Here is a 14,914-nt window from a genome sequence, read left to right as displayed (position 1 = left end):
CTTTCGGCACGACAGACGATGAATTGCAGGAACAATAGCAGACCCGCTTTAATCTGATTAGACTAGCAATTCCGATTATTCTTATGAAAATGGCGCATCAATGAAGCGGGATGAACTCAACGATCTGGCCGCCTTTGCGACCGTCGCGGAAGAAGGCAACTTTACCCGCGCTGCTGCCAAACTCGGCATGTCGCAATCCGCGCTCAGCCACGCGATCAAGGCGCTTGAGCAGCGCATCGGCCTGCCCCTGCTCACACGCACCACGCGCAGCGTCTCCACCACGGAGGCCGGCGAGCGCCTGCTGCAAACGCTACGTCCGGCACTCGACAGTATTGCGACCGAGCTGGCCAATATCAGCGATCTGGGCGATACACCCAGCGGCACCGTCCGCATCACCGCCGATCAGGTTGCCGCACGCTGGTTGATCCAGCCCATGCTCGCGCGCTTCATGGCGATGTATCCCAACATCACGGTCGAGATCAATACGGATGATGGACTGACCGACATCGTCGCTGATCGCTTTGATGCGGGCGTGCGATTGGGTGAACTGATCGCGCAAGACATGATTTCTGTCCGTATCGGTCCGGATGTCCGCACCGCCATCGTCGCCACACCTGAATATCTGGCAAAGAATCTTGCGCCGATTGTCACGCCGCAGGATTTAAAGAGCCATCGCTGCATGAACTATCGCCTGCAAACCGCAGGCGGTATGTACGCGTGGGAATTCAGTAGAGGCGGACGCATGATCGAAGTCCGCGTGGACGGCCCATTGATCATCAACAATTGGGCGCTGGCGCTGGCAAGCGTGCTGGATGGTGCAGGCATTGGCTATTGCTTCGAGCATGAAGTCGAACAACACATTGCCGATGGTCGTCTGGTGCGTTTGCTCGAAAACTGGTCGCCAACCTTCCACGGCTATCATCTGTACTTTCCCGACCGACGCCGCACACCGGCACTGAGCGCCTTCATCGACGCCATCCGCTGGAAAGGTAACGGTAACGGCGTGCATTCATGACTTTGCACAGCATTCAACATCGCCAAGCGCGCCACGATCCGCGATAATCCAACCTTTTGCTTCTGCCTGCACCATGTCCATCCGCCTCATCGTCGGTCTCGGCAATCCCGGACTCGAATACGAACAAACCCGCCACAACGCCGGATTCTGGCTGGTCGACAACCTCGCCAACAGCCTGCCGCGCTGCAGCCTTGTGCGCGAAACCAAGTACAACGCACTCGCTGCCAAAGCCAACATCGCCGGTCAGGAAGTCTGGTTGCTGGAGCCACAAACCTTCATGAACCGCTCCGGCCAGTCAGTCGGTGCCTTGGCACGCTTCTTCAAAATCGCACCGGAAGAAGTACTGGTCGTGCATGATGAGCTGGACTTGCCACCGGGTGTCGCCAAGCTGAAGAAAGGCGGCTCATCCGGTGGTCACAACGGCCTGAAAGACATCACCGCTGCGCTTGGCACGCAAGATTACTGGCGCCTGCGCATCGGCATCGGCCATCCACGCACGCTGAATCTCAATCAACCTGTCGTCGATTTCGTCCTGCATCGTCCGCGCAAGGAAGAACAACCGCTGATCGATGAAGCGATTGCCAAGAGCCTCACCATCATTCCGCTGCTGTGCGAAGGCAAGTTCAACATCGCCGCCACGCAATTGCATACGGTTGCCAAATAAGCAGCACCGACAGCAAATAAGCGACAAGCAACATCCAACGTTTTTGCATCCCGTCGCAAATCGCGGCGTGGCCTGCGCGCTACGGTAGAATAGCGGGTTAATTTATCTCTCAGTAAAGCACACCATCATGAGTCTCAAATGCGGCATCGTCGGCCTGCCTAACGTCGGCAAATCCACCCTCTTCAACGCGCTGACCAAGGCGGGCATCGCTGCCGAGAACTATCCGTTCTGCACGATCGAACCGAACGTCGGCATGGTGGAAGTGCCTGATCCGCGTTTGCAAGCACTGGCAGAAATCGTCAAGCCAGAACGCATCCTGCCGGCCACGGTGGAATTCGTCGACATCGCCGGCCTCGTTGCCGGCGCATCCAAAGGTGAAGGCCTGGGCAACCAGTTCCTCGCGCACATCCGCGAGACCGATGCCATCGTCAACGTCGTGCGCTGCTTTGAAGACGACAACGTGATCCACGTTGCCGGTCGCGTCGATCCAATCGCCGATATCGAAGTTATCCAGACCGAACTGGCGCTGGCCGACATGGGCACCGTGGAAAAAGCGATTCACCGCGAAAACAAGAAAGCGCGCTCCGGCGACAAGGATGCAGGCAAGCTCGTCGCCCTGCTCGAACGCATCATGCCGCAACTGGACGAAGCCAAGCCCGTGCGCGCGATGGGCCTGGACAAGGAAGAAATGGAACTGATCAAGCCACTGTGCCTGATCACTGCCAAGCCAGCCATGTACGTCGGTAACGTCTCAGATTCGGGCTTCACCAACAACCCGCTGCTCGACAAACTGACCGAATATGCCAAGGCACAGAACGCACCAGTCGTTGCCATTTGCGCTGCAATCGAAGCAGAGATCGCCGATCTGGACGATACCGACAAAGCCGAATTCCTCGCCGACATGGGCATGGAAGAGCCTGGCCTCGACCGCCTGATCCGCGCCGGCTTCAAGCTGTTGGGTCTGCAAAGCTACTTTACCGCTGGCGTCAAGGAAGTCCGCGCCTGGACCATCCACGTTGGCGATACCGCACCACAAGCCGCCGGCGTGATCCACACCGACTTCGAACGCGGCTTCATCCGCGCACAAACGATTTCATTCGACGACTACATCACCTACAAAGGCGAAAACGGCGCGAAGGAAGCCGGCAAGATGCGCGCCGAAGGCAAGGAATACGTGGTGAAGGATGGCGATGTGTTGAATTTCTTGTTTAACGTGTAAGTCCGTAGTAAAAAGTGCCTTTCATCACTATTCCCCGATGAGGCTACCGCATGACGCCTGAAACCAAAGCCCGCCAGCTAATCGATCAAAAACTAGAGCAAGCTGGCTGGGTGATTCAGGACCTCAAGCAATTCAATCTATCTGCTGGTGTTGGCATCGCCATACGCGAATTCCCAACCGATACCGGCCCAGCCGACTATGCGTTGTTTATCAACCGTAAGCCCGTCGGCGTCATCGAGGCAAAAAAAGATTCGGCCGGCGAAAATCTCACAGTCACAGAAGCCCAGACCGAACGCTATGCCAGCGCCAATCTGAAATGGCGTGCAGATAATGCGCCATTACGATTTCTCTTTGAAGCAACCGGACAGATCATTCGCTTTACCGATAATGCTGATCCTCTGCCTCGCTCGCGAGAAATTTTTCATTTCTTCAAACCAGAGACATTGGCGACATGGCTGGATCAGCCTGAAACGTTACGTCGTCGTTTAGCGGAGCAAATGCCAGCACTTCCTGAACGCAATCTGCGTGATTGTCAGGTCAGCGCGGTAACAGGCTTGGAAAAATCGCTCGCAATGAATAAGCCACGTGCGCTTGTGCACATGGCCACTGGTGCGGGAAAAACCTTTACCGCTATCACTTCGGTTTACCGCCTGCTCAAGTTTGGTGGAGCAAAGCGCATTCTGTTTCTGGTCGATACACGCAATCTCGGCAAACAGGCACATCAAGAGTTCATGGCATATACGCCGCCTGACGATGCCCGTAAATTCACTGAGCTGTACAACGTGCAGAGACTCACCTCGCCGCATATCGATCCTCATGCGCAGGTTTGCATCAGCACCATCCAGCGCATGTATTCCATTCTGAGTGGCGAGCCGATTGATGACTCGGCGGAAGACATTTCTCTCAATGAAGTGCAACAAACAACTAAGCAAGAAAAATTCGTTCGCTACAACTCGGCAACGCCCGTCGAAACCTTCGACTTCATCGTCATCGATGAATGCCATCGCAGCATCTATAACCTTTGGAAACAGGTACTTGATTATTTCGATGCCAGCCTGATTGGCCTCACTGCAACGCCTGATAAACGCACTTTCGGTTTTTTCAACGAAAACATCGTCGCTGAATATAGTTATGAGGACTCCGTAGCTGACGGCGTCAATGTCGGCTATGACGTCTATACCATCGAAACGGAAGTCACCCAAAAAGGTGGACAACTCAAAGCCAAGGAATGGGTCGATCATCGCGATCGCCAAACACGCAAGAAGCGTTGGAGCGAGACAGAAGAAGATACTGTCTACACAGGCAAGGAACTCGATCGCTCAGTCGTCAACACAAGCCAGATTCGCCAAGTTATCCAGGCCATGAAAACGGCTGTAGAAACGAAAATTTTTCCCACACGCAAAGAAACACCCAAGACCCTGATCTTTGCCAAGACAGATAGCCACGCAGACGACATTATTAACATCGTCCGCGAGATCTATGGTCAAGGTAATGCCTTCTGCAAGAAGGTCACCTATCGCTCGGAAGAAGACGCTGACAGTATTCTGAGCAGCTTCCGCAACGACTATAACCCACGCATCGCCGTGACCGTGGACATGATCGCCACCGGTACCGACGTCAAGCCACTCGAAGTATTGCTCTTCATGCGCGACGTGCGCAGCAAGGGATACTACGAACAGATGAAGGGCCGTGGCGTGCGCAGTCTGGACGCCGATAGTCTCAAGCGCGTTAGCAACAGTGCCGATGGCGCCAAAACCCGATTCGTGCTGATCGATGCTGTGGGCGTTGAAAAGTCCTGCAAGACAGAAAGCCGCCCGCTGGAGAAGAAACCCGGTGTTGCGCTCAAAGATTTGTTGCAAGGTGTGGCAATGGGTAGCCGAGACGACGACACCTTACTCTCGCTAGCCAACCGTCTCGTTCGTTTGAACAAGCAACTCGACGACAAAGCCAAAGCGCGTATCGAAAAGCACAGCGGTGGCATTCCCATCGGAGAACTCGGGAAGGCCCTGATCAACGCACTGGATCCGGATGCCATCATGCAAGCTGCGCTGACTCAAGCCCGAGCAAGTGGCATTACCCGCAGCGAAGACACCTTGCTACCAGAAGAAATAGAAGCAGCACGCGCTGAGCGCGTTGCTGCTGCCTGTTCGCCCTTCGACAAGCCAGAATTGCGCGACGAAATCGAAAATGCTCGCCGCGAGCGTGAGCAGATCATCGACCATATCAATCTGGACCAGGTCACGTTCTCAGGGTTTTCTGAACAAGCAGAGACCGAAGCCAAGGCCGTAATCCAAACCTTTACGGAATATATCCGTCAGCGCAAGGATGAAATCGCCGCGCTAAGCTTCTTTTACCAGCAGCCATATCGACGTCGCGCCCTCACCTTCGACATGATCGAAGACCTGCATGAACAACTGAGCAAGCCACCACTAATGCTTACCACCGAGCGTCTGTGGAGCGCCTATGCGCGCGTACACGCCAATCAGGTCAAAGGCACCACTAGTCACCGTCAACTCACTGATCTGGTGTCACTCCTGCGCTTTGCGCTCGAGCTGGATGGTGCCGATGCAGAGCTCAAGCCTTTTGCTGACGAGGTGGACCGTCGCTTTGCCAACTGGATCTGGCGCCACAATGCGCAACGAGGAACTGCCTTCACGTCAGAACAGACCGAATGGTTGCGGCTGATGAAGGACCACATTGCGAATTCATGTTCGATTGCGCGAGAGGACTTTGATTACGCGGAACTGGCAGACAAGGGCGGCTTGCAAAAAGCCTGGGGCATGTTTGGCAAGGAACTGGATACGTTAATGAATGAGATGAATGAGGAGTTGGTGGCTTAATGGCTTTTACGATGTCCATTGCCGAAGTTATTGCGGCAGATACAACTGGCTTGCTCAGCAAGCACTCAACCTGGGAGCGAGTCCCGCTTGCACAAGTTGCTGAAATATTGAATGGCGCGCCTTTTGACTCGGCTTTTTTCAATAACTCTGAAGGCATGCCGCTGGCGCGAATCCGTGATGTTCTCACCGGAGATACCAGTACTTATTACACCGGCCCATATGAAGAAACTTACCTTATTAGGCACGGGGATTTGCTCATCGGTATGGATGGCGACTTCCACTCGGGTTTTTGGGGTGTCAGGACTGCATTATTGAATCAGCGAGTTTGCAAGATCACCCCTATTGAACGGCACTATGACAAAAAGCTACTGTCGCTTGTTCTTCCTGGCTATCTCGCAGCGATCAATGCGAATACTCCATCGGTTACTGTCAAACACTTGTCCTCTAAGACCATCGGTGAAATTGAACTACCATTACCACCAAGAGCCGAACAAACCCGCATCGTCAGCAAACTTGAAGAACTTCTGTCTGACCTCGATGCCGGCGTAGCAGAACTGAAGGCCGCGCAGAGAAAATTGGTGCAATACCGCCAATCGCTACTAAAAGCGGCGGTGGAAGGCGCACTCACAGCAGACTGGCGCATGCAAAACACGCCCGCCGAAACAGGCTCCCAACTACTCGACCGTATCCTCACCGAACGCCGAGCCCGCTGGGAGGCCAAGCAGCTCGCCAAATTCAAAGAACAAGGAAAAATCCCGCCCAAAGACTGGCAGAAGAAATACCCTGAGCCGATTCAGCCAGATACCACCGATTTGCCGCAATTGCCAGAGGGGTGGGTGTGGGCGACGATTGATCACTTGCTAGCAGACATTGAAACCGGAACAAGCTTCAAATGCGAAGAACGTCCACCGTACTCGGATGAAGTTGGCGTTTTGAAAGTTAGTGCTGTCTCTTGGGGAGAATACAACGAAGAGGAAAGCAAGACCTGCCAAGATGAGTCAATGATCCGTCCAGAACTGTTTGTGAATGTTGGTGACTTCCTTTTTTCACGCGCCAACACAATCGAATTGGTGGGCGCATGCGTGATTGCACAGAACGTTACAAAGCGAGTCATGCTCAGCGACAAGATTCTTCGCCTTGTCCTAGTAAACAAGGAATTAAAAGTTTGGCTGCTTACACTATTGCGCAGTGAACTCGGGCGCAAGCAAATCGAAATGCTTGCCTCAGGAAATCAGGAATCCATGCGTAACATTGGCCAAGAACGTCTGCGGCAAATTCTTGTGCCTCTGCCGGGTCCAAACGAAATAGAGCAAGCGTCCTTATTGCTTTCAGCAAATATCGAAGCCGCACACTTACAAGAGACTACTATCAAACTCTCCCTCAAACAATCCACCGCCCAGCGTAAAAATATCCTGCGCGCCGCCTTCGCCGGACAATTGGTGCAACAAGATCGGAATGACGAGCCAGCTAGCATCCTACTTGAACGCATCCGTGACGAGCAGGAAGAACGAGCGAAGCAGCCAACACGCGTTAAGTCACGCAAAAAGGAGTCTGCATGAGTGATTCCGTAACACTTTTAGCGAATGGCTGGGGCATGCCTCCTCTACCGGATGCCGTCGCCAATTCCTTGCTTGAAGCAGTATTGACTGGGCAGGAGACACTGCAATTAGAAACTAAACGCGTTTCCGGAAAAATGGTTGGCAAAGCGTTGCAAACCATTTGTGCCTTTGCCAATAGCCATGGTGGTTGGCTGATGTTGGGTGTAGAAGATTTTGACAAGGGCACGGGACGTGATCGCTTGTATGGCATTCAGGAGAATCCGGAGGCCATTGATGAATTACTGCGCAAAATGCGTACACAGTTTGCGCCGTCGATCACCGGTCTAAAAAGCTGGATGCTTTGGACTGAACTGCGGGACGGCAAGCAGGATCAGTTGATTGTGATACAGGTACCGCCGAGTGACAAAGTGCATTCGATTATTGACGGCGGCACATGGCTACGACTGCCTGCCAGTAATCGCGAGATGAACGCAAGCGAAATCACTGAATTGTCATATCGACGCGGCGTGCATAGCGCCGAAAGTGAACCAGTCGATGTGGACTTCGATTTGCTGGATACCGCAACTTGGCGTTTATTTATGCAAGGCAGAGGACTGTCGTCCACCGGCTTAGCAGATCAACTTTACCGGATCGGTCTGGCTAAGAAATCGAACGGTGTTCTCAAACCATTGCGCGCTGCTGTTTTGCTATTTGCCGATTACCCTGGTGCGTTGCTCGCTGCTTCTGGAACGCGTGCCGACGTGCGGGTATTTCATTACAAAGGCATAGTCGATCAGGCTGGCGACGTCCCAAATTTAAAAAAGCCACCGAAAACTTTTTCTGGTCCCATCTATCAATTAATTTCGCAAGTTGATGCCTACGTTCTGGACGAGTTGGCCCAAGGGCTTACGCTTGCCGCATCTGGATTCGATACGGTGCATCGCTATCCTGCGCGTGTGGTGAAAGAAGCGATCACCAACGCGCTGATACATCGTGACTACCATCTCAATCGTGATGTCATCATTCGTATTTTCGATAACCGGCTTGAAGTCATCAGTCCGGGGCTGTTTGCTGGACGTATCACGGCAGCGACGGTACAAAAGATGGGGTCGTTTGCACGCAATCCGCTGATCGCAAGTAACCTGCGCGAGTTTCCGGTACCGCCCAATGTGGATGCTGGAGAGGGAGTTCGCATGATGTTTAGCCTGATGCGCGATGGTAATCTCTATCCGCCGCAATACCGCGAGCAGCGTGATCAGGCGCAAGAAGCGATCGTCGTCACATTGCTCAATGAAGAACGCCCGCCAGTGTGGGAGCAGGTAAGCGACTGGATGGATCGCAATGGTCCAATCAGCAACAACGAACTGTGCAAGATTGCCAATTTGGATACCCTAAAAGCATCCAGACAACTGCAACGCTGGGTTTTGCAAGGTCTTCTGATCAGCGATGACACACGAGGCAAACGCAATACTGTCTACCGTAAGCCAAGTCAGGTAGAGACAGACCTGCTCCACCAGCAATTACCATCAAAAGACGACGCATGACCAAGCAAACGGCCATTTTCATTATCAACACGCATCGATAATGAAAAAACAAAAACATAAAAAACAATAAAAAACAAATACTTACAACAATCTTCATTATCAATATCTGCTTGTGAACACCTCAACACTGATTCAAAAAGTCTGGAATTTTTGCCACACCCTGCGCGACGACGGTGTAGGTTACGGCGACTACCTGGAACAACTCACCTATCTGCTGTTTTTAAAGCTTGCAGACGAATACGCTCAAGAGCCTTACAACCGTGATACCCATATTCCCAAAGGCTATGGCTGGACCAACCTTGTGTCTAAAGTCGGCGAGCCATTAGAAGCACAATACTTAGCAAGCTTGCATAAGCTAGGAGAAGAGCCGGGCATGTTAGGCGCCATTTTCTTCAAGGCGCAAAACAAGATTCAGGACCCGGCAAAACTGTCTCGACTGGTACAGCTGATTAACGCTGAAAACTGGATTAGCCTAGATGCAGATACAAAAGGCGACCTCTACGAAGGTTTGCTGCAAAAGAATGCAGAAGACACAAAAAGCGGAGCGGGCCAATACTTTACCCCACGCCCATTGATTGAAGCCATGGTCGCTTGCTTGCGCCCAGAACCAATGAAGACCATTGCGGATCCAGCGTGCGGGACCGGTGGCTTTTTCTTGGGTGCTTACAACTGGCTCAATCGTTCCGATGCCAAGCTTAACAAACGACAGAAGGAGTTTTTGCGCGATAAAACCTTTATCGGCAACGAGATTGTGCCCAGCACACGCCGCATGTGTTTGATGAATTTATTCCTTCACAACATTGGCGAGCTGGATGGTGAGCCATCTATCGAACGTTCTGACGCATTGATTGGTGAGCGTAGCAATAAGGTGGATTACGTTCTGGCCAATCCTCCATTCGGGAAAAAAAGCAGCATGACCATCACGAATGAAGATGGCGAAGAAGACCGAGAAGCGCTGGTGTACGAACGACAGGATTTTTGGGAAACGACTTCAAACAAGCAGCTCAACTTCCTTCAACACATCGTGAGTATGCTGAAAGCAGATGGCAAAGCAGCCGTTGTATTACCTGATAACGTCTTGTTTGAAGGTGGTGCAGGAGAACGCATTCGACGCAAGTTATTGGAGAACTGCGATGTTCATACCATTCTCCGTCTACCGACCGGGATTTTTTACGCGCAAGGCGTGAAAGCAAACGTCGTATTCTTTGACAACGCTCCCAAAGATGGTCGAGTAAAAACGAAAGGCATCTGGTTTTACGATCTTCGAACCAATAAACATTTCACGTTAAAAACGCGCGCACTCAAACTAGATGACTTGCAGGATTTCATTGCTTGTTATAACCCTGAAAATCGACACAGGCGACAGGAAACAGAGCGTTTCAAATATTACCGTTATGAAGATTTGATTAACCGTGACAAGGCAAGTCTGGATATTTTCTGGCTGAAAGATGAGAGCTTGGACAATCTAGATGACTTGCCCCCTCCAGACGTGTTGCAGCAGGAAATCATTGAGCATTTGGAAGCTGCGCTACTTTCATTCAGAGAAATATCTCTGAATTTACCAAAAAGCCTTTTGGATGAGTCGGCGCATGCCGACATAGAAATGCCTCACGCCAATAAGCATCAAAAATTAAGCCGCCCCCGAAAGAAATGACATATATGTTGCAAATTGGCATGCAAATTGCGAGAAAAATGGTAGCAAGGTAGACTCCCTACCTTCTTCAAAGCACCGCCCTGCTTGACCGCAGCGCCGAACAGACTCTCCGATGTCGAACCAGCTGGTTGATGAAAATACGCAATTGCGCCGGCAGTTATCCGAACTGCTGGAGCATGCGCGTCGCAATCAGGACATCATGCAGCGGTATCAGGCGTTTGACCTGAAGTTCATCGGTGCCAACAGTTTTCAGGAATTGATCGATAGCGTTTTCGATACGCTGACCGAGGCGTCAGAACTGGATGTGGTGACGCTGGCGCTGATCGATCCTGAGGCGGAAATCCGGCGCATCCTGACCGATCTGCGCATCGATGTCAGCGATTATCCAAATCTCATTTTTATCGAGCAAAGCCCGAATGCTGCACAGACAGCGATGCATCGTGCACAGCTCGGTGCGTATCGCAGCACGCAGCATATGCACCTATTCCCAGAGTCCGTGCTCAAACCCGCCAGCGTGACAGTCTTGCCGCTGATCCGACGCAATCAGTTGATCGGCTGGCTGAGCCTTGGCAGTCTGGATCCGCAGCGCTTTACGACCAATATGGCCAGCGACTTTCTCCAGCATCGTGCGTCCATCGTGGCGATCTGTGTGGAGAACGTGATCAACAATGAACGTCTGCAGCACATTGGCCTGACCGATCCGCTGACCGGTGTAAACAATCGTCGCTATGTGGAAAAACGCCTACTGGAAGAAGTGGGCCGTACGCAACGCCATGCTTATCCGCTCTCTTGCCTGTATATCGATCTGGATCATTTCAAGCAGGTCAATGATCGTTATGGTCATCAGGGCGGCGATGAAGTCCTGAAGGAAGTTGCGGGGCGCATTACGGCCGAGTTGCGTTTGAGTGATGCGCTTGGGCGATTTGGTGGCGAGGAATTTGTGGTGCTGTTGATTGATGCGCCGCACGACGCTGCACTGGCTGTGGCAGAGCGCATCCGCCTAAGTGTGAACAACACGCCACTTCATTTAAGTTCTGGAGAAAGCCTGCATGCGACGGTGTCCATCGGCGTGGCAACTGCACACAATCTGTCACGCAAGGATCCGGCGGCACCGATCGCACAACAACTTTTGGCATCGGCTGACGTAGCGCTTTATCGGGCAAAGAAGGAAGGGCGCAATTGCGTGATCAGTGCTGAGAATACCGAATCACGTGTTGCCACGGCCGCAAAATAAAAAACGGAGCTTATTGCTCCGTTTTTAGTTTGATGCCTTTTCGGCCTGCAGTTTCTCGTACTTGACCAGCAATTCCGTTTTGGATTCGCGCCATTCCGGATTGAAGGGAATGCAGCTGACGGGACAGACTTCCTGACATTGCGGCTGATCGAAATGACCGACGCATTCTGTACACTTGTTGGGATCGATCTCGTAGATCTCTTGCCCCATGTAGATTGCATCGTTGGGGCATTCTGGTTCGCAGACGTCGCAGTTGATGCATTCGTCGGTGATCATTAAAGCCATTGCATCACCCTCTTCCGCGCACCGACGAATACACCAATGGCTTGCAAGCCATTGGTGCACGCTTCAGCGCAAAGCAATGCTTTGCGAATTCCTGAAAACGTGTGTCAGTGATCATCAAAACCATGGCATTACTCCGGCAACCGGATTACTTGCTGCCCTTCTGCGCCGCAATCTTTTCCTTGAGCCAGCGATCCACCGATGGAAAGACGAATTTGGAGACATCGCCGCCCAGCGTAGCAATCTCGCGCACGATGGTGCCGGAGATGAACTGGTATTGATCGGAAGGCGTGAGGAACAGCGTTTCCACATCGGGCAACAGATAGCGGTTCATGCCGGCCATCTGGAATTCATATTCAAAGTCGGATACGGCGCGCAGGCCGCGCACGATCACGCGCGCGTCATGGCGGCGCACAAAATCCTTGAGCAGGCCGGAGAAGCTCTCGACGTGCACATTGGGATAATGACCAAGTACTTCGTTGGAAATCGTCAGGCGTTCTTCCAAGGTGAAGAACGGCTTTTTGTTCCGGCTGTCTGCAACGCCGACGATCAGTTTGTCGAACAAACCCGATGCGCGACGGACCAGATCCTCGTGCCCGCGTGTAAGCGGATCGAAGGTTCCCGGATAGATGGCTGTGACCATATTGGCTCCCGTATGGTGGCTAGTGTCGGCTGGCGGAAGAAGTAAGCGGCGCAGGCGCCTTTGGGCGGCGGGATGGCTAATTAGCGTAAAACGTTTAGCTCGATACTTGCTGGATACTTCACTTGGCGGCCCGACACGGCGGCACCGCAACTAACAGAAAGCGCATTATGCCTGAAGTTGGGGCAATTTTTTTGCCTGTAGCAAATGGTAGAACACCATGCCGGCATGATCGGCGCGCAGGATGTCCCAGTTTTTGAGCCATTCTGGGGCGTTATCTGCTGTCAATGCGACCTCGGATTCTACATAGAGCAGACCGTCGCGGCGAAGCAACGATTCGCACATCGGCACCACCCGATCCAGCCAGTTCTGGTGATACGGCGGATCAAGAAAGATCAAATCGAATTGCTGTTGCTTGCGTTGCAGGGATTGCATGGTTGCGACGGCATCGCCACGCACCAGTTCAATTTGCTCTGCATTCAGCTTGTCTTTGGTCGCCGCAATGTGCTTGAGTGCGGGGCCGAAGTTTTCAATCATCACGACTTGTTCTGCGCCACGGCTGGCCGCCTCAAAACCAAGTACGCCGGTGCCGGCAAACGCATCCAGACACACCATGCGATCCCAGTCGTTGTCGATCACGTGGTTGATCCAGTTGAAGACCGTCTCGCGCACACGATCCGGTGTCGGTCGCAGCCCCTCACCATCGGCAACCGTCAGCGGCGTGCGTTTCCACTGGCCGCCGATAATGCGGACCTGATGCGACGCAGAACGTGGCCTGCTCTGGGGATGACCCTGCGGCTTGCCTTGCTGCCTGCTCTGTTTGCCCGCTGGTTTGCTCATGCTGAAGCGACGGACTTGCCGTGTGAGTGGAAAAAGCGAGGATTGTAATCAGTGGCGACCACGAGCGCCAGCATCACCGCCGGCACCGCGGTCGTTGCCATCATCGTGCGCCGACGATGATGGTCGAGAAATGTTCGGTTTGCAGCTTGCGATTGAAGGCATCGCGAATCTGCGCCATCGTCACGCGCTCGACATTGGCGGTCCAAGTATCCAGATAATCGAGCGGCAAACCGTAAAAACCGATCATGGCGATGTTTTCAAGCAGCTTCTTGTTGCTGTCGATGCGCAATGAAAAACCGCCGACCAGATTATCTTTCGCCGCCTTCAGCTCGGTTGCGGTCGGACCTTGCTTGAGGAAGCCGTCAACCGTTTCGCGTACCACTTGCAGGGCCTGGTCAGCCTGCTCGGCCTTGGTCTGCAAACCAATCTGGAACGGCCCTGGTTGCGCCATCGGCTCGAAGTAACTGCTCACACCATAGGTCAGACCACGCTTTTCACGCACCTCATTCATCAGGCGCGATACAAAACCGCCGCCGCCCAAAACATAGTTACCCACCATCAGCGGGAAGAAATCCGGATCCGGGCGTTGCGCAGCCGGCATGCCGATCAGGATGTGCGCCTGCGAAGACGTATGCGCGATACGCTGCTCACCACCTTTGCCGACAGAAACCGCTGGCAATGCGGGCAGCGGCGCGCCTTGCGGCAGTTGTGCCGTTAGCTCGCGAGCGATGCCGTCGGCCTCGTCACGCGAGACATCGCCAATCATGGTGATGACTGCGTGATTGGCAACGTAATGCTGCTTGTGAAATGCAACCAGATCATCACGCGTGATGGCATTGACCGATGCTTCGGTCAGTTGTGCGCCATAAGGATGCGTGCCATACAAGGCCGTCGAGAAGGCACGTTCTGCAATCACTTCCGGCTTGGTCAGGTTTTCTTTCAGGTTGGCGATCGTGCGCACCTTGTCGCGTACCAAGAGCTCAGCCGGAAAACTCGGTTGCGCCAGCAGGCGCGTCAGCATGGCGACCGCAGGCTGACGCTCGGTCGTCAGCGTGCGCAACGTCAAACCACCCCGATCATTGTCAAGTCGATTACCGCGTTGCGCGGCCAGATCGGCAAAAGCATCGGAAATCTGGGCTTCATTCAAGGCCGGTGCGGTTGTGCTGGCGACAACGCCGCGTGACAGCATGGCGTTGGTCATTGCGGCCGTACCAACCTTGCCGGCAGGATCACGACGCGCACCGGCATCAAAATCCACACTCAAATCCAGAATCGGAATGCTCTTGCTCTGCACAAATAGCACGCGCGCGCCGTTATCCAGTGACCACGACTGAATCTGCAAGGCCGCATGCGAAACCGAGCATGCCAATGCCAGCACCGTACCGGCCATCAATTTGAACATGGGAGAACTCCGGAAAAATCTGGTGAAAGAAGGCGCAAACAT

12 protein-coding genes are annotated in these 14,914 nt (G+C 53.2%); 8 read left to right on the top strand and 4 right to left on the bottom strand.

Annotated features, from left to right (window positions below):
• Positions 1 to 100 precede the first annotated feature (100 nt).
• The 8 genes from IEV29_RS11155 (at position 101) to IEV29_RS11120 (ending at position 11,708) form a co-directional block, all read left to right on the top strand.
• Positions 101 to 1,015, top strand: coding sequence for a LysR family transcriptional regulator (locus IEV29_RS11155; RefSeq protein ID WP_188381377.1), 915 nt, complete (start codon positions 101 to 103; stop codon positions 1,013 to 1,015).
• A 73-nt stretch (positions 1,016 to 1,088) separates the two neighbouring features.
• Positions 1,089 to 1,679, top strand: coding sequence for an aminoacyl-tRNA hydrolase (pth, locus tag IEV29_RS11150; protein ID WP_188381376.1), 591 nt, complete (start codon positions 1,089 to 1,091; stop codon positions 1,677 to 1,679).
• Between the two features lie 127 nt (positions 1,680 to 1,806).
• On the top strand, positions 1,807 to 2,898 hold the full coding sequence (gene ychF / locus IEV29_RS11145; RefSeq protein ID WP_188381375.1) for a redox-regulated ATPase YchF: 1,092 nt from the start codon (positions 1,807 to 1,809) through the stop codon (positions 2,896 to 2,898).
• Positions 2,899 to 2,948: 50 nt separating this feature from the next.
• Positions 2,949 to 5,738: a type I restriction endonuclease subunit R gene (locus IEV29_RS11140; RefSeq protein ID WP_188381374.1), complete on the top strand. Its 2,790-nt coding sequence runs from the start codon at positions 2,949 to 2,951 to the stop codon at positions 5,736 to 5,738.
• Between the two features lie 11 nt (positions 5,739 to 5,749).
• A complete protein-coding gene (locus IEV29_RS11135; protein ID WP_188381373.1) occupies positions 5,750 to 7,297 on the top strand; it encodes a restriction endonuclease subunit S in 1,548 nt (515 codons plus the stop codon).
• Positions 7,294 to 8,820, top strand: a complete 1,527-nt coding sequence (locus tag IEV29_RS11130; RefSeq protein WP_229726359.1) for an RNA/DNA-binding domain-containing protein — start codon at positions 7,294 to 7,296, stop codon at positions 8,818 to 8,820. Before IEV29_RS11135 ends, IEV29_RS11130 begins: the two co-directional genes overlap by 4 nt.
• A 112-nt stretch (positions 8,821 to 8,932) precedes the next feature.
• Complete coding sequence (locus IEV29_RS11125) at positions 8,933 to 10,474, top strand: class I SAM-dependent DNA methyltransferase (protein WP_188381372.1); 1,542 nt, start codon at positions 8,933 to 8,935, stop codon at positions 10,472 to 10,474.
• Between the two features lie 112 nt (positions 10,475 to 10,586).
• Positions 10,587 to 11,708, top strand: a complete 1,122-nt coding sequence (locus IEV29_RS11120) for a GGDEF domain-containing protein (protein ID WP_188381371.1) — start codon at positions 10,587 to 10,589, stop codon at positions 11,706 to 11,708.
• 24 nt (positions 11,709 to 11,732) lie between these two features.
• Here the strand turns inward: IEV29_RS11120 and IEV29_RS11115 are convergent, their stop codons facing one another.
• The 4 genes from IEV29_RS11115 to IEV29_RS11100 form a co-directional block, all read right to left on the bottom strand.
• Complete coding sequence (locus IEV29_RS11115; RefSeq protein ID WP_188381370.1) at positions 11,733 to 11,993, bottom strand: YfhL family 4Fe-4S dicluster ferredoxin; 261 nt, start codon at positions 11,991 to 11,993, stop codon at positions 11,733 to 11,735.
• 145 nt (positions 11,994 to 12,138) lie between these two features.
• Positions 12,139 to 12,633, bottom strand: a complete 495-nt coding sequence (gene coaD, locus IEV29_RS11110; RefSeq protein ID WP_188381369.1) for a pantetheine-phosphate adenylyltransferase — start codon at positions 12,631 to 12,633, stop codon at positions 12,139 to 12,141.
• Between the two features lie 165 nt (positions 12,634 to 12,798).
• Complete coding sequence (rsmD, locus tag IEV29_RS11105; protein ID WP_188381368.1) at positions 12,799 to 13,470, bottom strand: 16S rRNA (guanine(966)-N(2))-methyltransferase RsmD; 672 nt, start codon at positions 13,468 to 13,470, stop codon at positions 12,799 to 12,801.
• Positions 13,471 to 13,570: 100 nt separating this feature from the next.
• On the bottom strand, positions 13,571 to 14,872 hold the full coding sequence (locus IEV29_RS11100; protein ID WP_188381367.1) for a M16 family metallopeptidase: 1,302 nt from the start codon (positions 14,870 to 14,872) through the stop codon (positions 13,571 to 13,573).
• Positions 14,873 to 14,914 lie beyond the last annotated feature (42 nt).

It is taken from the genome of Oxalicibacterium faecigallinarum, assembly GCF_014635705.1.
GTDB lineage: Bacteria > Pseudomonadota > Gammaproteobacteria > Burkholderiales > Burkholderiaceae_D > Oxalicibacterium > Oxalicibacterium faecigallinarum.
The sequence above is the reverse complement of the archived record's forward strand: the minus strand, read 5'-3'. Positions and strand labels throughout refer to the sequence as shown.

What these genes read in the sequence shown, in the direction of transcription:
- pth (WP_188381376.1), top strand. Translation starts at nt 1,089, where the DNA reads ATGTCCATCCGCCTCATCGTCGGTCTCGGCAATCCCGGACTCGAATAC.
- IEV29_RS11140 (WP_188381374.1), top strand. Translation starts at nt 2,949, where the DNA reads ATGACGCCTGAAACCAAAGCCCGCCAGCTAATCGATCAAAAACTAGAG.
- ychF (WP_188381375.1), top strand. Translation starts at nt 1,807, where the DNA reads ATGAGTCTCAAATGCGGCATCGTCGGCCTGCCTAACGTCGGCAAATCC.
- IEV29_RS11100 (WP_188381367.1), bottom strand. Translation starts at nt 14,872, where the DNA reads ATGTTCAAATTGATGGCCGGTACGGTGCTGGCATTGGCATGCTCGGTT.
- IEV29_RS11120 (WP_188381371.1), top strand. Translation starts at nt 10,587, where the DNA reads ATGTCGAACCAGCTGGTTGATGAAAATACGCAATTGCGCCGGCAGTTA.
- coaD (WP_188381369.1), bottom strand. Translation starts at nt 12,633, where the DNA reads ATGGTCACAGCCATCTATCCGGGAACCTTCGATCCGCTTACACGCGGG.
- IEV29_RS11155 (WP_188381377.1), top strand. Translation starts at nt 101, where the DNA reads ATGAAGCGGGATGAACTCAACGATCTGGCCGCCTTTGCGACCGTCGCG.
- IEV29_RS11135 (WP_188381373.1), top strand. Translation starts at nt 5,750, where the DNA reads ATGTCCATTGCCGAAGTTATTGCGGCAGATACAACTGGCTTGCTCAGC.
- rsmD (WP_188381368.1), bottom strand. Translation starts at nt 13,470, where the DNA reads ATGAGCAAACCAGCGGGCAAACAGAGCAGGCAGCAAGGCAAGCCGCAG.
- IEV29_RS11130 (WP_229726359.1), top strand. Translation starts at nt 7,294, where the DNA reads ATGAGTGATTCCGTAACACTTTTAGCGAATGGCTGGGGCATGCCTCCT.
- IEV29_RS11115 (WP_188381370.1), bottom strand. Translation starts at nt 11,993, where the DNA reads ATGGCTTTAATGATCACCGACGAATGCATCAACTGCGACGTCTGCGAA.